Here is a 19,477-nt window from a genome sequence, read left to right on the forward strand (position 1 = left end):
CCCTTAGGCACGGGCCGAAATCCGCCCCTTCCTGGGGCATGATGCGCGCTCGCAAGTCGCGCCTGGGGAGGCGCGAAGAAAAACCACAACACCGCAGGCCTTCGGGCCCGCATCGAGGAGGAAATTCCAATGGATCCATGGGTCTATCCGCGCGAGCGCTGGCTCGGCAACATCACGCTCGGGCTCGGCCTGCTGGTCTGGGCGCTGCTGGTGCTGGGCACCCTGGGCATCGCGCTCGTCTATGTCCTGCTCGGCTTCATCGCCTACGTGTTCGCACAGTCGGCCGTCATCGCCTGGATCAAGGGCACGGCCGTGAAGCTTTCGCCCACCCAGCTGCCGGAACTGCATGCGCGATTCGAGGCCTGCTGCGGCCATCTGGGCATCCAGAACCCGCCCGAGGCCTACCTGCTGCATGGCGACGGCATCTTCAATGCCTTTGCCACGCGCTTCTTCGGCCGCAACTTCGTGGTGCTGCTGTCCGACGTGGTCGACGCCATGGAGGCCCAGCCCGACGGCATCAACTTCTACATCGGCCACGAGCTGGGCCACATCCGGCGCGGCCACCTCACGGGCCACATCTGGCGCGCCCCGGTGCTGTGGCTGCCGCTGCTCGGCGCCGCCTATTCGCGGGCCCAGGAATACACCTGCGACCTGCACGGCGCCGCCTGCTGCAAGCAGCCCGACTCCGCGCCCCGCGCGCTCGTGGCGCTGGCCGCCGGCGCGCAGCAGTGGCGCCACGTCGACCTGCAGCGCTACGCCGACCAGTCGGTGGGCAACAGCGGCTTCTGGGCCTCGTTCCATGAACTGATCGCCGGCTATCCCTGGCTCACCAAGCGCGTCGCGCGCGCCATCGATCCGGGCGCGAAGCTGCCGAGCCGCAATCCGGTGGCCTACCTGCTCGCGGTCTTCGTGCCGTACACCGGCCGTGCCGGCGGCGGCGCGCTGGCGCTCCTGGTGGTGGTGGCCATCATCGGCGTGCTGGCTGGGGTGGCTCTTCCGGCCTACAAGGACTACGAGTCGCGGGCAGCCGTTTCGCAGGCCTGGTCCGAAGCCGCGCCGGTGCGCGAAGCGCTCGGCAACTACTACAAGCAGAAGGAAGAGATTCCCGATTCCCTCGCCACCGCCGGCGCGCCCGAGACCCTGCCCGGCGGCTCGGAGCTGACGCTCGATCCGGACAGCATGGTGGTGGATGTGGTGCTTCCAAAGGCCAAGGGCACGCTGCGCATGGAGCCCTCGGCCACCGAGGACGGCATTGCCTGGAACTGCGTGGCCGGCGACGGCCTGCCCGAAAAGGCGCTGCCGGCCAGCTGCCGCAAATAGCGGCAGCGTGCCGTAAGAGAAGGTTGCCGCCCGTCGAACCGTCCGACAGGCGGACCCGGCGCGCGCCGATGCGCGCCGCGGGCGTGGGCCCTAGGGTGAAGTGTCATTGCCATCAAAAAAACCACCTTCAAGGAGTGACTCACCCATGCCCACCATCTCTTCTTCTTCACTGGACGGAATGAAGGTTGCCATCCTCGTGGCGGACGGCTTCGAGCAGGCCGAGATGACCGAGCCGCGCAAGGCGCTCGACCATGCCGGCGCGCAGACGCAGATCGTTTCGCCACTCGACGGCAGCGTGCGCGCCTGGAAGCAGCTCGAGCCCGCCGACACCTTCGAGGTCGACGTGCCGCTCAAGAACGCCAATGCCGACGACTTCGACGCGCTGCTGCTGCCCGGCGGCGTCGCCAACCCCGACGCGCTGCGTATCAACCAGAAGGCCGTGGCCTTCGTGCGTGCCTTCGTCGAGTCGGGCAAGCCCATCGCGGCCATCTGTCATGGACCATGGACGCTCATCGATGCCGGCGGTGTGAAGGGCCGCAGGATGACCTCATGGCCTTCGCTGCGCGCCGACCTGCACAACGCCGGTGCGAAGTGGGTCGACAAGGAGGTGGTGGTCGACAGCGGCCTGGTGACAAGCCGCAAGCCCGGCGACCTGCCCGCGTTCATCCGCGAGATGACGACGATGTTCGAACTCGCACACGAGGCCGCGATCCACTGAGCATGCGGCCGGTGCGGCGCGCACGCGGATGGGGCCGCGCGTTCCGGTACGCTCCCATCCCATGGCCGCATCCTCTTCGTTCGAGCGCGCGCAGCGCCTGCCCGGAAATTTCGCATGGATCGCGGTGGCGGTCGATGCGACTCTGTTCGCGCTGGGCATGGCGGCGCAGCTGCTGCCTTCCTCGCCGCACGGCGAGCAGATGCGCGGCGTGTATGCGCAACCCGGCGTATGGGTGCCGCTGCTGTCGCGCGCCGTCTCGGTATGGTTGCTGGCGGCCACGCTGGCGTGGTGCCATGCGCGCCAGGCGCTCGACGAACGCGGCGCGGTGCGCACCGCACAGCTTCGCGGGGCCGGCAGCCGCTTCGGTGCCGTGTTCCTTGCGGCAAGGCTCGTCAACATGCTGGCATTGACGCCGCTGTTCTACCAGGCGCAGCTGCTCTTCATGCCCGGTGGGCCGCTGCACGAGCGCGTCGGCACGTACGGCCTGCGCCCGGTCATGGGGGTGTCGATGCTCGTGCAGTCGGCCATCCAGATGCTCGTGCTCGTCGCGAGCGTGTGGCTGGCCGCCCGCTTCGCGCTGCGCGAGCGCGGCACTGCGCCCGTGGATGCATCGCCCGGCGCGGCGGACGACGGCGCGGGCATCGCACCGCCTCGCCGCGCGGTGGCACTCGTGGCCGCCGCGACTCTTGTCTCGCTGCAGCTGTGGATCGGCCACGCGGCAAGCGGCTGGGTCGACACCTCGAGGGATTCGGACCTGGTGCCGCTTCTGCTCGGCTGGTTCGCGGTGCCGCTGCTGGTCTTTGCGCTGGCGTTCTGGGGCGGCTGGCTCGGCGCCGCGCCGGGGCCCGCGCAGGCGCGTCCGTTCCGGGCCGTGGCGGCCGCGGTGTCTGCCTTCGTGCTGCTGCAGCTGGCCTGCGCCGCCCTTGCGCTCGGCGGGCTGCTGTGGGTCGCGAGCGCGAGCTTCTCGGGGACGAGCAGCGACGGCCGCCTCGTGGCGCTCGCAGTCCTGCTGTCGGCGGTCTACCTGGTGCTGCTGGTGCTGGCGATGCGCGCGCTCACGCGCCGGTTCTACCGCCGCTACTTGTAGCTGCGCGCGTCCTCGATCACCTTGCCGTCGTTCGGCAGGGTACCCGGCGCCACCAGCTCGATGGTGCCGCGCAGCTTGGTCACTTCGCGCACCGCATCGGCAATGCGCGCCTCGAGCCCGGCCGGCGCACCTGCTGCGCATTCGAGCCTGAAGGTCATCTGGTCGTCGCCCATTTCGCCCGAGACCACGAGGCGCGCGCGCTGCACTTCCGGAAAGCGCCGCGCGATCTCCGCCACCTGCGAGGGGTGCACGAACATGCCGCGCACCTTGGTGGTCTGGTCGGCGCGGCCGAGCCAGCCCTTGATGCGCTTGTTGGTGCGGCCGGTGGGGCAGGTGCCTGCGAGCACGGCGGAAAGATCGCCGGTGCCGAAGCGCACCAGCGGATAGTCGGGGTTGAAAGTGGTCACCACGATCTCGCCCACCTCGCCGTCGGGCACCGGGTCGCCGGTGCCGGGACGCACGATCTCGACCAGCACGCCTTCATCGAGCACCAGGCCTTCGCGCGCGCTGGTCTCGTAGGCGATCAGGCCGAGGTCGGCGGTGGCATAGCACTGCGTGCCCTGCACGCCGTGCGCGGCGATCCAGTCGTGCAGGCTCGGAGGAAAGGCTTCGCCCGACACCAGCGCCTTGGTGAGCGAGGGCAGCTTCAGGCCCTTCTCCTCGGCTTTTTCCAGCAGGATCTTGAGGAAGCTCGGCGTGCCCGCATAGCCCTCGGGCTTCAGGTCGGCCATGGCTTCGAGCTGCTGCTCGGTCTGGCCGGTGCCGCCCGCGAACACGGTGCAGCCGATGGCCCGCGCGCCGCTTTCCATGATGGAGCCGGCGGGCGTCATGTGGTAGCTGAAGCTGTTGTGGATGAGCTCGCCGCCGCGAAAGCCCGCGGCATGCAGCGCGCGCGCCGTGCGCCAGTAGTCGCGCGCCTCGCCCTCGGGTTCGTAGATGGTGCCGGGGCTCGCGAACACGCGCGGCATGCGGGTGCCGCGGCCGATGGTGGAAAAGCCGCCGAACGGGTCGTCGGCGCGGCGCTGCTTCTGCAGTTCGAGCAGTTCGGTCTTGCGCGTGACGGGCAGCTTGGCGAGTGCTTCGCGCGTGGTGATGTCGGCGGGCTTCACGCCGTCGAGGATCTTCGCGAACGCGGGCGCGGCGGTCTGGGCCTGTGCGATCTGCTTCGGCAGCGCGGCCAGCAGGTCGCGCTCGCGTTCGGCGGGGTCGCGGATTTCGAGGGCGTCGTAGTGGTCGGTCATGGATTCAATGCCCTTCTTCATGGGATGGCGAGCGCAACGAAGCCCGTTCGCGGGCACCCGCGGAACCGGCTTTGCCGGGCCGCCGGGTGCGCCCCCTCGAGGGGGGAATCGAGCTACACGCAGTGAGCGAGGAACGGGGGTGGGCCATCACGCCAGCCACCTTTTCCGGCGCTTGTAGCTCTTCACGTCGCGGAAGCTCTTGCGATCCGCACCGCCGACGCCAAGGTAGAACTCCTTCACGTCCTCGTTCTCGCGCAGGCTCTTCGCCTCGCCGTCCATCACGATGCGGCCGTTCTCCAGGATGTAGCCGTAGTCGGCGTAGCGCAGCGCCATGTTGGTGTTCTGCTCGGCCAGCAGGAAGGTCACGCGCTCCTTGGTGTTGAGGTCCTTCACGATCTCGAACACCTCTTCCACGATCTGCGGTGCCAGGCCCATCGAGGGCTCGTCGAGCAGCACCATGGTCGGGTTGGCCATCAGCGCGCGGCCGATCGCGCACATCTGCTGCTCGCCGCCCGAGGTGTAGGCCGCCTGCGAGGTGCGCCGCGTCTTCAGCCGCGGGAAGTACGCATACACCTTCTCCAGCGTCTGCTGCACCGCGGCCTTGCCGTCGGTGCGCGTGTAGGCGCCGGTCATCAGGTTTTCCTCGATCGTCAGGTGCGCGAAGCAATGGCGGCCTTCCATCACCTGGATCAGGCCACGCTTCACCAGCTCGGCCGGAGACAGCGCCTCGATGCGTTCGCCGCGCAGTTCGATGGTGCCCTTGGTGACCGCGCCGCGCTCGCCTGCGAGCAGGTTGCTCACCGCGCGCAGCGTGGTTGTCTTGCCCGCACCGTTGCCACCGAGCAGCGCCACGATGCCGCCCTCGGGCACCACGAGCGAAACGCCCTTGAGCACGAGGATCACGTGGTTGTAGATGACCTCGATGCCGTTGACGTTGAGGATGATGTTGGGTTCGCTCATGGTGTGGTCCGAAGCATTCGAAAGAACAACAAGGGCTGCGCTTTCGAATGGCGGCTCCTGCGAGCCGCCACGGTTCTTCAAGCCGTCACATGCTGCAGTCCGCCGCGTCGCGGCGCGTCAGCTTCTTCTCGCCGGCGTACTTCTCGGCCGCAACCTTCACCATCGGCTTGATGATCTGCTCGTCGGCCTGGTACCAGTCGGACATGCCGCCCCACTTGGCGCCGTCCCAGGTGTGCACGCGCGCCCAGGTCGAGCCCATGTGGTCCTGGCACGAAGTGCTCAGCGGACGCAGCACGCCCGAGAAGCCCAGTGCATCGAGCTTCTTCTGGTCGAGCGCGAGGTTCTCCATGCCCCAGCGCACCTGCTCGCCGGTCATGACCTTGCCCTTGCCGAAGCGTTCCTGCGCGCGCTTCACGGCCTCGATGCCCAGCATCTGGATGATCACGCCGCGGGTGTAGAGCACCGAGCCCACTTCGTCCTTCGGCCCCGTGCCCTGGCCCTTGTCGTGCACCTGCTTGAGGATCTCCTGGATCACCTTCGGCTCCGCGCCCGAGGTGTTGAGCGCCAGCGCGTTGTAGCCCTTGGCATTGGCGCCCACGTCCTTCACGTCAGGCTCGGCGCCGGCCCACCACACGCCGTACATCTTCTCGCGCGGATAGCCGGTGGCCACGGCTTCCTTCAGCGCGGTGGAGTTCATCACGCCCCAGCCCCACAGCAGCACGTAGTCGGGGCGCGACTGGCGCACCTGCAGCCAGGCGGACTTCTGCTCCACGCCGGGCGCGGTGACCGGAATCAGCGACAGCTCGAAGCCGTTCTGCTTGGCGCGCTCCTGCAGCAGCGGAATCGGCTCCTTGCCGAACGGGGAGTCGTGGTACACGAGGGCGATCTTCTTGCCCTTGAGCTTGTCCATGCCGCCTTCCTTCTTGCCGATGTGCTGGATCAGGATGTCGGCCGCGGTCCAGTAGCTGCCCATCAGCGGGAAGTTCCACTTGAACACGCTGCCGTCCTGCGACGCCGACAGGCCGTAGCCCAGCGTGATGAGCGGGATCTTGTCGGTGGGCACCTTGTCGGTCAGCGCAAAGGTGATGCCGGTGGCCTGCGGGTCGAACAGCGTCACGCCCGGGCGGCCCTTCAGGCGCTCATAGCACTCCACGCCCTTGTCGGTGGCGTAGCCGGTCTCGCACTCTTCGAACGTGATCTTCACGCCGTTGATGCCGCCGGTCGCGTTGATGTACTTGATGTAGTCCTGCTTGCCGTTGGCCCATGGGGTGCCGTTGGGCGCATAGGGGCCGGTGCGGTACACCAGCAGCGGGAAGAACTGTTCCTTGGCCTGGGCTTGCGCGAGCGATGGCGCAAGCAGCGCGCCGAGGGTGCTGGCCACCAGGGCGGCGGTCAGAGCGAGCGATTTCAGTTTCATGCCTGTCTCCTTATGTGGGCACCTCGGTGCCGGTTTCTACGAACGGAAAATCAGTGGGGGAAGGGCCAGAGCCGCAGCTTTTCCTTGCCCGTGGACCACAGCCGCGCCAGGCCGTGCGGTTCGACGATCAGGAAGAACACGATCAGCGCGCCGAAGATCATGGTCTCCAGGTGCGAGGCCAGCGCGGTCGAGATCGAGAAGCCCAGCCAGCCCGGCAGCTGGTTCAGGAAGAGCGGCAGCAGCACGATGAACGCGGCACCGAAGAAGCTGCCCATGATCGAGCCGAGCCCGCCGATGATCACCATGAACAGCAGCTGGAACGAGCGGTCGATGCTGAACGCCGCCGGCTCCCATGCGCCCAGGTGGACGAAGCCCCACAGCGCGCCCGCCACGCCGACGATGAAGCTGCTCACCGCAAAGGCCGTGAGCTTGGCGTACACCGGGCGGATGCCGATCACCGCGGCGGCCACGTCCATGTCGCGCATCGCCATCCACTCGCGGCCGATGGCGCTGCGCACCAGGTTCTTCGCGAGCAGCGCGAACACCACCACGAAGATGAGGCAGAACAGGTACTTCTGCACCGGCGACTCGATCGGCACGCCGAACACGTTGAGCCCCGCCACGCTCACCGAGCCCGACGACGAATTGTTGGTGAACCACTGGATGCGCAGGAACGCCCAGTCGGTGAAGAACTGCGCCGCCAGCGTGGCCACGGCCAGGTACAGCCCCTTGATGCGCAGGCTCGGGATGCCGAACAGCACGCCGATCACCGTGGCGCACAGGCCGCCCAGCAGCAGAGACGCGATCAGCGGCATGCCGTCGATGCGCACCTGGAAGTTGTAGGCCGCATACGCACCCACCGCCATGAAGGCGCCCGTGCCGAGCGAGATCTGCCCGCAGTAGCCCACCAGGATATTGAGGCCCAGCGCCGCGAGCGACAGGATCAGGAAGGGCGTGAGGATGGCGCGCATCCAGTAGTCCGAGACGCCCAGCGGCACCACGATGAAGGCCACGAGCAGCAGCACCAGGATGGCGATGCGGTCCTGCGCGATCGGGAAGATCTGCTGGTCGGCGCGGTAGCTCGACTTGAACTGGCCGTTTTCTCTGTAAAACATTTCAGACCCGATCGATGATCTTTTCGCCGAACAGGCCTTGAGGCCGCACGAGCAGGAAGACGAGCGCCAACACATAGGCGAACCAGATCTCGATGCCGCCGCCGAGCATGGGGCCGAGATAGATTTCAGAGAGCTTCTCGCCGACGCCGATCAGCAGGCCGCCGATGATCGCGCCCGGTATCGAGGTGAGCCCGCCGAGGATCACCACCGGCAGCGCCTTCAGCGCCACCAGCGAGAGCGAGAACTGAACGCCCAGCTTGGAGCCCCAGATGATCCCGGCCACCAGTGCCGAGAAGCCCGCCACCGACCACACGATCACCCAGATGCGCTTGAGCGGAATGCCGATCGACTGCGCCGCCTGGTGGTCGTCGGCCACGGCGCGAAGGGCGCGGCCCGTGGCAGTTTTCTGGAAGAAGATCGCCAGCACCACCACGAGGCCTGCGGCCACCAGCGCGGCAACCAGGTCTTCCTGGCTCAGCAGCAGCCCACCCTGGAAGGTGCCCTGCAGCACCATCAGCGGTTCCTTGGGCATGCCGATGTCGATCTTGTAGATGTCGTTGCCGAAGATCGTCTGGCCCACGCCGTCGAGAAAGTAGGCAATGCCCAGCGTCGCCATCAGCAGCGTGATGCCTTCCTGGTTTACCAGCTTGCTGAGCGCGAGCCGCTCGATCAGCCAGGCCACGATCACCATCACCCCCATGGCCGCGATGAAGGCCAGGATGTTCGCGAGCACCTGGCTTTCGAAGCCGAACCACTGCGGGAACCATTCGGCGAAGCGCGCCATCGCAAGGGCCGCGAACAGCACCATCGCGCCCTGCGCGAAGTTGAAGACGCCCGAGGCCTTGTAGATCAGCACGAAGCCGATGGCGATCAGCGAATAGAGCATGCCGACCATGAGGCCGCCGAAGAGGGTTTCGAGGAAAAAGCCCATGTCAGTGCTCCACGCCCAGGTACGCCCGGATCACGTCTTCGTTGTTGCGAACCTCGTGCGGCGTGCCGTCGCCGATCTTCTTGCCGTAGTCCAGCACCACCACGCGGTCGGAGATGTCCATCACCACGCCCATGTCGTGCTCGATGAGAACGATGGTGGCGCCGAACTCGTCGTTCACGTCGAGGATGAAGCGGCTCATGTCCTGCTTTTCTTCCACGTTCATGCCGGCCATCGGCTCGTCGAGCAGCAGCACCTGCGGCTCCATCGCGAGCGCGCGGCCCAGGTCCACGCGCTTCTGAAGGCCGTAGGGCAGGCGGCCTACCGGCGTCTTGCGGTGCGCCTGGATCTCCAGGAAGTCGATGATGTGCTCGACGAACTCGCGATGCCGCAATTCCTCGCGCTCGGCCGGGCCCCAGCGCAGTGCCTGCGCGAACAGGCCGCTCTTCATCTTGAGGTTGCGTCCCGTCATGATGTTGTCGAGCACGCTCATGCCCTTGAACAGCGCCAGGTTCTGGAAGGTGCGCGCCACGCCCATCTCGGCCACCTGGCGCGAGTTCATGTGCTTGAAGGTCTGGCCGCGAAAGGTGATGGAGCCCTGCTGCGGCCAGTAGACGCCGTTGATGCAGTTGAGCATCGAGCTCTTGCCCGCGCCGTTCGGGCCGATGATGGCCCGCACCTCGTGCTCGCGCACGTTGAAGCTGATGTCCGTGAGCGCCTTCACGCCGCCAAAGCTCAAGCTGATGTTCTGCACGTCGAGGATGACGTCGCCGACTTTTCTGTTGCTGCTCATGCCGCGGCCTTCACGATGGGGAAGGTCCTGGCCTCGACGATCTTCAGCGTGGCGCTCACCGCGCCGGTGCGTCCGTCCTCGAACTTGACCTGGGTTTCGATGAACTGCTCGGTCCTGCCGCCGTAGAGCGCGCTGACCAGCACCGCGTACTTTTCGGCGATGAAGCCGCGCCGCACCTTGCGCGTGCGCGTGAGCTCGTCGTCGTCGGGATCGAGCTCCTTGTGCAGCACCAGGAAGCGCGCGATCTGCGTCTCGCCCATGCCGTCCTCGCTCGCAAGGTCGGCATTCACCTTGGCGATGCACTCGCCCACCAGCGCCAGCACCTCGGGCTTGCCGGCCAGATCGACATAGCCGCCGTAGGCCAGTCCGCGCCGTTCCGCCCAGTTGCCCACCGCTTCGAAGTCGATGTTGATGGCGGCGCAGACCTCGTCGCGCCCGTTGCCGAAGCACACGGCTTCCTTGATCTGCGGGAAGAACTTGAGCTTGTTCTCGATGTAGTTGGGGGCAAAGATCGCGCCGCTCGCGAGCCGGCCCACATCCTTCGCGCGGTCGATGATGCGCAGGTGACCCTCGCTGTCGAGCACGCCGGCGTCGCCGGTGTGGAAGTAGCCGTTGGCGTCGAGCACCTCGGCCGTGGCGTCGGGGCGCTTGTAGTATTCCTTGAGCACCGACACGCCGCGCACCAGCACCTCGCCGTCGTCCGCGATCTTCAGTTCGATGCCCGGTGCCGCGGTGCCCACCGTCTGCAGCTTGACCTTGCCGTCCTGCTGCAGGCAGACGTAGGCGCAGGTCTCGGTCTGGCCGTAGAACTGCTTGAGGTTGACGCCGATCGAGCGGTAGAAGCGGAACAGGTCGGGCCCGATGGCCGCGCCGGCCGTGTAGGCCACGCGGATGCGGCTCATGCCCAGCACGTTGCGCAGCGGTCCGTAGATCAGCAGGTTGCCGAGGCCGTACATCAGGCGGTCGCCCAGGCTCACTGGCGCGCCGTTGAGGATGTCCGCACCCACGCGCTGCGCGAGCGCCATGAACTTGCCGTACAGCCAGCGCTTCGGAGCCGCCGCGTCTTCCATGCGGATCGACACGGCCGTGAGCAGGCCTTCGAAGGTGCGCGGCGGGCCGAAGTAGTAGCTCGGTCCGATCTCGCGCATGTCGTTCATCACCGTCTCGCTCGACTCCGGGCAGTTGAGCGTGAAGCCGCCCACCAGCCACTGCGCCACCGAGAACAGGTGGTCGCCCACCCAGGCCATCGGCAGGTAGCTCATGATGTTGTCGCCGGGCCCGAGCCTGTCGGTCTCCACGCCGCCGCGGCCCGCCGCGATGAAGCTCGCATGCGTCTGGCACACGCCCTTGGGCCGGCCGGTGGTGCCCGAGGTGTAGAGGATCACGCCGACATCGGTGGCCTCGCCGCTGGCCACCACGCGGTCGTAGTAGCCGACGTGGGCCTTGTCGAATTCGCGGCCCAGTTCGCGCAGCTGCTCGTAGCTCATGAGCCCGGGCTGGTCGTAGTGGCGCAGGCCTTTGGGGTCGTCGTAGATGATGTGGCGGATCCCGTGCTGCTGGTCCTTCTGCAGCTCGCGGCACTCGAGCAGCTTGTCGACCTGCTCCTGGTCCTCGACGATCACGAAGTCGATGGCCGCGTCCTGCAGCATGAAGACCATCTCGCTGGCCACCGCGTCCTGGTAGAGCGGCACCGGCACGCCACGCAGGCTCTGCGCCGCAAGCACCGCCATGTACAGGTGCGGGCGGTTGGCCCCCACGATGGACAGGTTGTCGAAGGGCTTGAAGCCCAGGCTCGCGAGGCCGCAGGCCATTTCGCGCACTTCCTGCGCCACGGCGCTCCAGCTCCAGGTTTGCCAGATGCCGAGGTCCTTCTCGCGGATGGCGGGCGCCTGGGGCTGGGTTTGCGCGTGCGCAAGCAGCAGACGGGGAAAGGTGGGGGCGGTGGTTTGCACAGTGGGCGGATCGTAGGCCCCACTTTGACGCCAGGTTGTCGTTCCAACGACAATCCTAGGGACACTACTCCCCGGAGTTTCCCGATGCCTCACGGCAATTCCCAACACAGCGTGCTCGGCGGTTCGATCAAGGACCGCGTGCGCCCTGCCAATGCTGCCGAGCTCGACGGCATTCCCTGGCTGCCCACGCTCACACCGGCCGAGCGCCGCCGCGCCGAAGCCGCGCTGGTGGTGGGCGAGGCCGAGGTCGGCGACCTGGTCTGCCGCGTCGGCCGCTCGCCTACCTACTGGTTCGGCGTGGTCGAGGGCCTGCTCAAGATGAGCAACGACAACGCCGACGGCGGCTCCGTCACCTACACCGGCGTGCCGCCCGGCGGCTGGTTCGGCGAAGGCACGGTGATGAAGCGCGAGCCCTACCGCTACAACATCCAGGCGCTGCGGCGCAGCGTGGTGGCGGGGCTGCCGATCGAGAGCTTCCACTGGCTGCTGGACCACTCCATCGGCTTCAACCGCTTCGTGATGAACCAGCTCAACGAACGGCTCGGCCAGTTCATTGCGGCGCTCGAGATCGACCGGCTCAACAACCCCGACGCGCGCGTGGCGCGTAACCTCGTGTCGCTGTTCAACCCGGTGCTCTATCCGGGCGTGGGCGAGGTCCTGCGCATCACGCAGCAGGAGCTGGCCTACCTGGTCGGCCTGTCGCGCCAGCGCGTGAACGAGGCGCTCAACGGCCTGTCGGCAGAAGGGTTGATCCGCGTGGAGTACGGTGGGCTGCGCGTGCTCGACCTGCCGGGCCTGCGCGCGAGCGCGATGAGCGGCCGCAAGAACGCATCCGCCGACACCGGCATTGACATTGAAGAACGGGAACGCAAGCCATGAGCCTCGACGACCAACTCCGCATCGTGCCCGCCGATGCCGACCTGGCGGGCTATGTGCCGCCGCCTCGACAACCTTCGAAGAACGAAGAAGAAGGCCCGACGCCCGAGCAGCTGGCGCAGCGTAACGCCGCCTTGAGCGAGCGGCTCGAAGCCATGGACGAACTGCTCGCCAGGCCGCTCAAGGACATCCTGGCCGACCATGAGAAAGCCGAACAGGCCGCGCTGGCATGGGACCGCTTCGGCGCCATGTGGATGCTCTCGCAGCGCGCGATGCGGCGCGTGGCCATGGACCTGGGCGCGCAGCTCGGCGTGAGCGAGCATGAGATCGTCGAGCGCGCGATGGGGCATGCGAACGCGGTGCTCAATGGCGCCGACGAGCACGACCTGGACGGAACGATTGCGCCGGCGCAGATGGCGCATATTGCGCGCCATCGGGGTTTTTTGAGGGGGCAGTTTCGCGGCGGGTAGGGTGGGCGGCGCGCACCTATTTCGCCATTGCCTTCGTCGGCACCATGATGTGGGCGTAGGGCGTTCCCTTCCACATCACCCACGGACCACCCTTGGTCCAGTCCGTCGGATACGACTCGAGCTGACTCGCCTCCGTCGGCAGGATCATGATGTGCGGTCCGCTCACGACCCACTGGTTGTCAGCCGTTCGTTTGGTCGCATAGGGATCGGTGTTGCTGGCGCCCTTGTCGCCATTGAGCATGTAGGCCACGCCCACCGCCTGCGGCTTCGGCGGGTCTTTCTTGTTCATCCAGGCGTCGCCCCAGGCCTGCCACGTCTTGTCGAGGCACATCGAATCGCCGACGAGATCGAGCATGCACATCCAACCATTGGTGCCGGGGCGCAACTCCCTCATCTTGCCGTCGGCGCCCATGGCCATGACCGCGGCATGGCGGCCGATGTCCGGCGGCGCGGCACTCGTTGCCTTGCTGATGGCGGCGGCGTCGGATTTGGCTCCACCGGCCTTGGCCATGCCCTTGTGGCTGGATGGGGCTGGTTCCTGCGCCACCGCGGTCACGGTAGCGAGCATGAGCGTGGCGCTCAGGGCTGCAATGATCCTTAGCATGATGCCTCCTGACCCAGGTTTGAGTAAAGCAAAAGTATTACGTTCTGCAAGCTCAGCCTAGTGCTGGAGCGGTGAGTTGTCAAATGGCGGAAACGCGAGCGGACCGGCGAACGAGAATGAGCCAGGCCATTACCCGCAGGATCGGCATCTTCTATATTCACCGGCTCCGTCGAACGGCTTTCCCGACCCTCATACATCGCCCATGCCCACCTCTCATCTCTACCTGATCACCGGCGCTTCCCGCGGCCTCGGTCGCGCCATGGCCGAGCAGCTTCTCCAGCCCGGCAACCTGCTGCTGTGCATCTCGCGCCGCCAGAGCCCCGAACTCGCCGGTCAAGCGGCCAAGGCAGGCAGTGGCGTCGAACTCATGCAATGGGAACAGGACCTGGCCGACCCGGTTTCGGCCGCTGCGCGCGTGCGCGACTGGCTCGCCTCGCAGGACGCCCGGCGTTTCGACAGCGCCACGCTGATCAACAACGCCGGCACGGTGGGCAATCCGGCGCCGCTCTCGGCCGCGGCCGATGGCGATCTTTCGCAGGCGCTGCGCATCGGCCTCGAAGCACCGATGCTGCTGACGGCCGCCTTCCTGGGCGCGACCCGCGAATGGCGCGGCACGCGCAAGGTGCTGAACATTTCGTCGGGCCTCGGGCGCAATGCCATGGGAAGCCAGGCGCCCTATTGCGCCGCCAAGGCCGGCATGGACCACTTCTCGCGCGCCGTCGCGCTCGAGGAGGCTGCCGCACCGAACGGCGCACGCATCGTCTCGCTCGCACCCGGCGTGATCGACACCGACATGCAGGTGCAGCTGCGCGGCGCATCGGCCGAAAAGTTCCCGGACCGCACGCGCTTCGTGAGCATGAAGGAGGAAGGCCGGCTCGACAGTCCCGCCACCGCCGCGGCCAAGGTGCTCAAGTACCTGGCGCGCGAGGACTTCGGCCGCAACCCCGTGGCCGACGTGCGCGACCCGGCCTGAGCGCCGGCAAGGCGAGCACACCATGGCCACCGCAAAGTCGATCGATACCGGCGACTACAAGCTTTTTCCGTCGCCGAGGAACGTGCACCGCGTCATCTTCGAGCACCAGGTCTTCGTGCCGTATCCGTACGCGCTGATCGTGATGGACGAGTTCTACTTCAAGGGCCGCTACAGCCTGTTCTCCGCCTGCCGCCTGAGTGACGGCAAGATGGGCCAGGTGGCGACCTTCGAGCTGGCATCGGACGTCGACATCTTCAACAAGAAGTTCACGCCGGACTGATCCCGCATTTCTCCCTCCCTTTCCGGGGGAGGGCAGGGGTGGGGGCACGGCGGCATCAATTCCCTCGCAGCGCCAAATGCGGGGCAGCCCCCATCCCAACCTTCCCCCAGAGGGGGAAGGAGCAAGGCGACGTCGCTACAGCAAAAACCGGTCGCGCTGCGCCTGCGCGCATTCGCCCATCACGGCCAGCGCGCGCTCCACAGTCGGTGTGCCCAGAACGAAGGGGTTCGCGGCCGGCGCAGGCTGCTGGCGCAGGGCGGCGAGCCTGGCCTGCGAGCCATCGATGTTCGAATGGTTCGACAGCAGCACGTCGACACGCTGGCTCTGCGCGATCGCGCCCATGCGCTGCGTGGCGCCGATGTAGGCGTCCAGCCGCGGCACGTCCTTGCCGAAGTTGAAGCCCGTGCCGCCCCAGAGCATCGCGCGGTGCTTGCGCCCGCCCGCGCTCACGTCGAACACCGGCGAGATCGTGCCCATGGTGTGGCCCGGCGTGAGGTACAGCGTCACGCTGGTGTCGCCGAGCGTGATGCGGTCGCCGTCCTTCACCGAAATGTCGCGCTTGGGCGGTGCGCCCCAGATCGGTGTCGCGAACTCGAGCCGGGTTTCGGTCATGGTCCAGTCGGCCTCGCTCATCACCACGTGCGCACGGTACTTCTGCGCAAGGTAGCCGGCACCGCCGTAGTGGTCGCCGTGGCCGTGCGTCACGATCACGTACTTGATCTGCGCCGGGTCGAGCCCCAGCTTGCGCATGCCGCCTTCAATGAGCGCCGCGGCCTCGGCCTCGGTGTTGAGCGCATCGATCAGGATGATCCCCTGCGAGGTCTTGATCGCCCAGGCGCTGACCCAGTCGGCGCCCACGAAGTACAGGTTGTCGAAGGCCTGGCCCGGCGGCGGCGCGGGCCGGTTGATGAATGCGGTGAGGCTCTTGTCGAGCGCGTCCTGCGGCGGCCGGGCCGCGGGGGCGGGCTGGCACAGGGTCAGCAGGGCCTTGAGGTCGGTGCCGGCCGCGCGCGTGGCGGTGGCCACGTGGGCCGCCACACTGGCCTCCGAGGGGGTGGCGGCCAGCGGCGCGGTGGTGCCGGGCGGCGTCTGCGCGCAGCCCTGCGCCAGGGCAACAACCGCTGCCAGGGCGGATGTCTTCAGCAGAAAGGCGTTCTTCGAATTCTTGCGCTGTGCTGCCATCGGTGTCTCCGTGCCGTCGGTGCGGCCTGTGGTGGAGACGCCATTCTGCGACGCCGGGCTTATTCGATGGTCGCGCCCGAGGCTTGCACGATGCCCTTCCACTTCTCGTAGTCGGTCTTCAGCAGCGACTCGAACTGTTCGGGCGTCATGCCCTGCGGCTCGGCGCCCTGGGCGATGATGGCGGCCTTCATCTCGGGCGTGGCCAGCAGCTTGTTGACTTCGGCATTCAGCGTGGCGATCACGTCCTTCGGCGTCTTGGCGGGCACGAAGAGGCCGTACCAGGTGGACACGTCGAAGCCCTTGTAGCCGAGCTCGGCCACGGTGGGCGTCTCGGGCAGCGAGGTGCTGCGCTTGGCCGAGGTCACGGCCAGCGGGCGCAGCTTGCCCGCCTTGATCTGCGCCAGCGCCGAGGGCACCGACGACACCATCAGGTCGACGTTGCCCGCGAGCACGTCCATCATGGCCGCGTTGGAGCCCTTGTAGGGCACGTGGCGCATCTTGATCTGGGCGGCGCCGTTGAAGATCTCGCCGGCCAGGTGGATGGTGGTGCCGTTGCCCGGCGAGCCGTAGGTGACGGTGTCGGGCGCGGCGCGCGCGGCTTTCACCACGTCGTCGAGCGTCTTGAACTTCGAGTTGGCCTGCGTGACGATCACCACAGGCGTGTAGGCCACGTGGGCCACGGCCGTGAGGTCCTTCACCGGGTGGTAGCTCAGGTTCTTGTAGAGCCAGGGCGCGACGACCATGTTGTCCTTCTGACCCATCACGATGTCGTAGCCCGTGGGCGCGGCGCGCGCGGCCTCCGCAATGCCGATGGTGCCGCCGGCGCCGCCGCGGTTGTCGGGCACCACGGTCCAGTGGTTGGCCTCGGTGAGCTTCTGCGCGACCAGCCGCGCCAGGATGTCGGTGCCGCCGCCGGGCGGGAAGGGCACGATCATGCGGATGGGCTTGGCGGGGTAGGACTGCGCCTGTGCAGGGGCAGTGAAGGCCAGGGGAAGTGCCAGCGCGAGGGCCAGCGAGCAGGTGAGCTTGCGGATCATGGGTGTTGTCTCTTTATCGGGGCGATTTCAGGGTTGCAGTCTTCGGGCATGACCCCACTGCACCAAAGGTGCAGTGTGCCGGAACCCGCGCTCGGCGGATTTCTTCGTTCGCGATGGGCCTCATATCGACTTGCGGGGGGCTCGGGCACTCCGCCAGTGCGCCCGACGCGCTTTTTTGCACCACGCCTGTGCCGCGAGAACTCATCTTGCCTGGCACGAAACTTGTATGCTTTTTATGCAAGTCACTTGCACAAATGCAAGTGACTTGTGGAATTCCACCCAACGCACCCGCCTTTACTTCACATTCGAGGGCCTTGTCATGCTGTTCAGTCGCGCATTCGCTGGCGTTCTTTCCCTGCTCCTGATCGGTGCCGCGCACAGCGCCGACATGCTGGAGACGGTGAAGAGCAAGAAGGAAATCGTCATCGGCACCGAGGCGCAGTTCGCGCCTTTCGAGTATCTGCAGGACGGAAAGATCGTGGGCTACGGGCCCGACCTCATGCGCCTGATCCTGGCCGACCTGCCGGACGTCAAGGTCAAGCAGTTCGACGTGCCGTTCCAGGGCATCTTGCCGGGGCTGGCGACCAAGCGCTTCGACTTCGTCGTGACCTCGGTGACGCTCACCAAGGAGCGCGCCGACAAGTTCGCCTTCACCGTGCCCATCGCCGATGCGACCACTGCGCTGGTCAAGCGCAAGGACGACGCGGCCCTGACCGATCCCGCGGGCATCGCCGGCAAGACGGTCGGCTCGCAAGCCGGTTCGGCCCAGCTGCGCGCCCTGCAGGAGTACGCGAAGAAGCTGCAGGCCGAAGGCAAGCCGGCGGTCACCATCCGCGAATACGTGAGCTTCGACGAGGCCTATGCCGACCTCGCTGCCGGCCGGCTGGCAGCGGTGGCGCAGTCGCTGTCCAATCTTGCGACGGTGGTCAAGACGCGCGGCGACGTCTATGCGGTCATCCCCGCGCCGATCGGCCCCAAGACCTACTTCGGCTGGGTTGGCCGCAAGGACGCGGACAGCGCGCCGCTGGTCAAGTTCTTCAGCGACGGCATCGCGCGTGCGCAGAAGAGCGGGCAACTCAAGGCGCTGCAGATGAAGTGGTTCGGCTTCACGATGGATGTGCCCACCGATGCGGTGCCGGTGCCCCAGATGTGAGCGAAGCCGCCGCGACCGACACTTAGCCAACGCATAGCCAACGAAGCCCGCCCGCGATGAACGCCGCGACACTCGCCGAGCGCCTGGCCGCCTACCTGCCGGTGCTGCTGCAGGGCGCCGCCATGACGCTGGCGGTCGCGGTGGCGGCCATCCTGCTGGGCTTCGCGTGGGGCGCCGTGCTGCTGGGCCTGTCGCTGCGCCGCGGCGGCCGAGGCCTGGTGCCCGCCGGTGTGCGCACCTACCTGAGCTTCTTTCGCGGCACGCCGCTGCTCGTGCAGCTGCTCATGCTGTTCTATTTGCCCAGCGCCTACGGCATCGACCTGCCGCCCCTGCTGGTGGCCATCGTGGCGCTGGGCCTGAACTCCGCCGCGTTCCAGTGCGAGATCCTGCGAGCCGGGCTGGTCGCGGTGCCGGCAGGGCAGATCGAGGCCGCAGCCTCGTTCGGCATCTCGCCATCGCGCATCTTCAGGCACGTGCAATTGCCGCAGCTTGCGCGGGCCGTGTGGCCGGCGGTGGTGTCGGAGGGCATCGATGTCGTGAAGAGCTCGGCCATCGTCTCTGTGATTTCGGTGGCCGACCTCGCGCGCGGCGGCCGGCAGATCGTGGCGTCCAACTTCAGGCCACTGGAGGTGTACCTGTCAGTGGGTGCCTGCTACCTGCTGATGACTGGTGCGGTACTGCTGCTGGGCAGCTGGCTGCGCAGCCGGATGGGGCGCACATGATCGATTTTTCGCTGCTCGGCGAGCTGCTGCCTGCCTTCGGCGCCGCGGCTTGGCGCACGGTGATGCTCACGCTCACCGGCCTGGCGGGCGGCCTCGTCGTCGGCTTCTGCTTTCATGCGCTGCGCGAAACCGGGTGGCGCGCGGCGGCGTGGCTCTACTGGGGCTACACGGGCATCTGGCGCGGCGTGCCGTTCCTGATCCATCTCTTCATCGTGTACTTCGGTCTGCCGAATGCGGGCATCTCGCTCGACCCCTTCGCTGCCGCGGGCCTGACGCTGGCGGTCTACGGCGGCGCGTACTTCGCAGAGATATTTCGCGCCTGCTGGCAAAGCATTCCGCGCGGGCAGATCGAGGCCGGCCGCTGCATGGGGCTGTCGTCGCGGCAGATATTCACCACCATCGAGTGCCCGCAAGCCCTGCGCGCCAGCCTGCCGTTGATCGCGAGCCAGACCATCCTGCTGATGAAGGAGTCCGCGCTGGCCTCCGTCATCACCTACCCGGAGCTGACGATGACGGCAGGCAAGGTCGTGTCCGAGCAGTTCGTCTATGTCGAACCCTACCTGCTGCTGGCACTGAGCTATTGGGGGCTCTCGCTGCTCATCAACCGCGCGGCCAGGGCGCTGCGTACGCGTTCGGCCCTCTGAGAAGC

At 67.2% G+C, this 19,477-nt stretch carries 20 protein-coding genes; 10 read left to right on the plus strand and 10 right to left on the minus strand.

Features of this window, described 5'->3' with window-relative positions:
- Positions 1 to 129 precede the first annotated feature (129 nt).
- The 3 genes from IB278_RS34225 (at position 130) to IB278_RS22280 (ending at position 3,125) form a co-directional block, all read left to right on the plus strand.
- Positions 130 to 1,320, plus strand: coding sequence for a M48 family metalloprotease (locus IB278_RS34225; RefSeq protein ID WP_192325456.1), 1,191 nt, complete (start codon positions 130 to 132; stop codon positions 1,318 to 1,320).
- A gap of 145 nt (positions 1,321 to 1,465) precedes the next feature.
- Entirely contained in the window at positions 1,466 to 2,038 is a 573-nt protein-coding gene (locus IB278_RS22275; RefSeq protein WP_192325457.1) for a type 1 glutamine amidotransferase domain-containing protein, read from the plus strand.
- A gap of 61 nt (positions 2,039 to 2,099) precedes the next feature.
- On the plus strand, positions 2,100 to 3,125 hold the full coding sequence (locus IB278_RS22280; RefSeq protein ID WP_192325459.1) for a hypothetical protein: 1,026 nt from the start codon (positions 2,100 to 2,102) through the stop codon (positions 3,123 to 3,125).
- On the opposite strand, the gene IB278_RS22285 is transcribed toward IB278_RS22280, so the two are convergent.
- From IB278_RS22285 to IB278_RS22315, 7 genes are all read right to left on the minus strand, one after another.
- Positions 3,116 to 4,366: a phenylacetate--CoA ligase family protein gene (locus tag IB278_RS22285; RefSeq protein WP_145740532.1), complete on the minus strand. Its 1,251-nt coding sequence runs from the start codon at positions 4,364 to 4,366 to the stop codon at positions 3,116 to 3,118. The two genes, IB278_RS22280 and IB278_RS22285, sit on opposite strands and share 10 nt — an antisense overlap.
- 147 nt (positions 4,367 to 4,513) lie before the next feature.
- The gene (locus IB278_RS22290) at positions 4,514 to 5,326 is read right to left on the minus strand and encodes an ABC transporter ATP-binding protein (protein WP_145739406.1); all 813 of its coding nucleotides are present in this window, start codon (positions 5,324 to 5,326) and stop codon (positions 4,514 to 4,516) included.
- Between the two features lie 85 nt (positions 5,327 to 5,411).
- Positions 5,412 to 6,743 carry an ABC transporter substrate-binding protein gene (locus tag IB278_RS22295; protein WP_145739408.1) on the minus strand — a complete coding sequence of 444 codons (1,332 nt, stop codon included), beginning with the start codon at positions 6,741 to 6,743 and terminating at the stop codon, positions 5,412 to 5,414.
- Between the two features lie 50 nt (positions 6,744 to 6,793).
- On the minus strand, positions 6,794 to 7,858 hold the full coding sequence (locus tag IB278_RS22300; protein WP_145739410.1) for a branched-chain amino acid ABC transporter permease: 1,065 nt from the start codon (positions 7,856 to 7,858) through the stop codon (positions 6,794 to 6,796).
- Between the two features lies 1 nt (position 7,859).
- Positions 7,860 to 8,789 carry a branched-chain amino acid ABC transporter permease gene (locus IB278_RS22305; RefSeq protein ID WP_145739411.1) on the minus strand — a complete coding sequence of 310 codons (930 nt, stop codon included), beginning with the start codon at positions 8,787 to 8,789 and terminating at the stop codon, positions 7,860 to 7,862.
- Position 8,790: 1 nt separating this feature from the next.
- Positions 8,791 to 9,579 (minus strand): ABC transporter ATP-binding protein, encoded by a 789-nt coding sequence (locus IB278_RS22310; RefSeq protein ID WP_145739413.1) that lies wholly within the window; start codon positions 9,577 to 9,579, stop codon positions 8,791 to 8,793.
- Positions 9,576 to 11,531: an AMP-dependent synthetase/ligase gene (locus IB278_RS22315; RefSeq protein WP_192325462.1), complete on the minus strand. Its 1,956-nt coding sequence runs from the start codon at positions 11,529 to 11,531 to the stop codon at positions 9,576 to 9,578. Before IB278_RS22315 ends, IB278_RS22310 begins: the two co-directional genes overlap by 4 nt.
- A gap of 84 nt (positions 11,532 to 11,615) precedes the next feature.
- On the opposite strand from IB278_RS22315, the gene IB278_RS22320 reads away from it, so the two are divergent.
- On the plus strand, positions 11,616 to 12,410 hold the full coding sequence (locus IB278_RS22320) for a Crp/Fnr family transcriptional regulator (RefSeq protein ID WP_145739416.1): 795 nt from the start codon (positions 11,616 to 11,618) through the stop codon (positions 12,408 to 12,410).
- A complete protein-coding gene (locus tag IB278_RS22325) occupies positions 12,407 to 12,877 on the plus strand; it encodes a hypothetical protein (RefSeq protein WP_192325464.1) in 471 nt (156 codons plus the stop codon). Before IB278_RS22320 ends, IB278_RS22325 begins: the two co-directional genes overlap by 4 nt.
- Positions 12,878 to 12,893: 16 nt before the next feature.
- Here IB278_RS22325 and IB278_RS22330 read toward each other — a convergent pair whose 3' ends face one another.
- Positions 12,894 to 13,481, minus strand: a complete 588-nt coding sequence (locus IB278_RS22330; RefSeq protein WP_145739419.1) for a hypothetical protein — start codon at positions 13,479 to 13,481, stop codon at positions 12,894 to 12,896.
- A gap of 202 nt (positions 13,482 to 13,683) precedes the next feature.
- Here IB278_RS22330 and IB278_RS22335 point away from each other — a divergent pair, with 202 nt between their 5' ends.
- Both IB278_RS22335 and IB278_RS22340 read left to right on the plus strand, forming a co-directional pair.
- Positions 13,684 to 14,454: an SDR family NAD(P)-dependent oxidoreductase gene (locus IB278_RS22335; protein WP_192325466.1), complete on the plus strand. Its 771-nt coding sequence runs from the start codon at positions 13,684 to 13,686 to the stop codon at positions 14,452 to 14,454.
- A gap of 22 nt (positions 14,455 to 14,476) precedes the next feature.
- Positions 14,477 to 14,734: a hypothetical protein gene (locus tag IB278_RS22340; protein ID WP_015867751.1), complete on the plus strand. Its 258-nt coding sequence runs from the start codon at positions 14,477 to 14,479 to the stop codon at positions 14,732 to 14,734.
- A gap of 135 nt (positions 14,735 to 14,869) precedes the next feature.
- Here IB278_RS22340 and IB278_RS22345 read toward each other — a convergent pair whose 3' ends face one another.
- Both IB278_RS22345 and IB278_RS22350 read right to left on the minus strand, forming a co-directional pair.
- On the minus strand, positions 14,870 to 15,916 hold the full coding sequence (locus IB278_RS22345) for an MBL fold metallo-hydrolase (RefSeq protein ID WP_192325468.1): 1,047 nt from the start codon (positions 15,914 to 15,916) through the stop codon (positions 14,870 to 14,872).
- 59 nt (positions 15,917 to 15,975) lie between these two features.
- Complete coding sequence (locus IB278_RS22350) at positions 15,976 to 16,953, minus strand: Bug family tripartite tricarboxylate transporter substrate binding protein (RefSeq protein WP_145739424.1); 978 nt, start codon at positions 16,951 to 16,953, stop codon at positions 15,976 to 15,978.
- A gap of 319 nt (positions 16,954 to 17,272) precedes the next feature.
- On the opposite strand from IB278_RS22350, the gene IB278_RS22355 reads away from it, so the two are divergent.
- Genes IB278_RS22355 through IB278_RS22365 form a run of 3 tightly spaced genes read left to right on the plus strand, consistent with a single transcriptional unit; the run spans position 17,273 to position 19,472 of the window.
- Complete coding sequence (locus tag IB278_RS22355; protein WP_192325470.1) at positions 17,273 to 18,106, plus strand: transporter substrate-binding domain-containing protein; 834 nt, start codon at positions 17,273 to 17,275, stop codon at positions 18,104 to 18,106.
- A gap of 56 nt (positions 18,107 to 18,162) precedes the next feature.
- Positions 18,163 to 18,828, plus strand: a complete 666-nt coding sequence (locus IB278_RS22360) for an amino acid ABC transporter permease (protein WP_192325472.1) — start codon at positions 18,163 to 18,165, stop codon at positions 18,826 to 18,828.
- Positions 18,825 to 19,472, plus strand: a complete 648-nt coding sequence (locus IB278_RS22365) for an amino acid ABC transporter permease (RefSeq protein ID WP_192325474.1) — start codon at positions 18,825 to 18,827, stop codon at positions 19,470 to 19,472. The genes IB278_RS22360 and IB278_RS22365 overlap by 4 nt, the downstream gene beginning before the upstream one ends.
- The last annotated feature ends 5 nt before the right edge of the window (positions 19,473 to 19,477 follow it).

The sequence above is a fragment of the Variovorax sp. VRV01 genome (assembly GCF_014852545.1).
In the GTDB taxonomy this organism is placed as follows: Bacteria; Pseudomonadota; Gammaproteobacteria; order Burkholderiales; family Burkholderiaceae_C; genus Variovorax; species Variovorax beijingensis_A.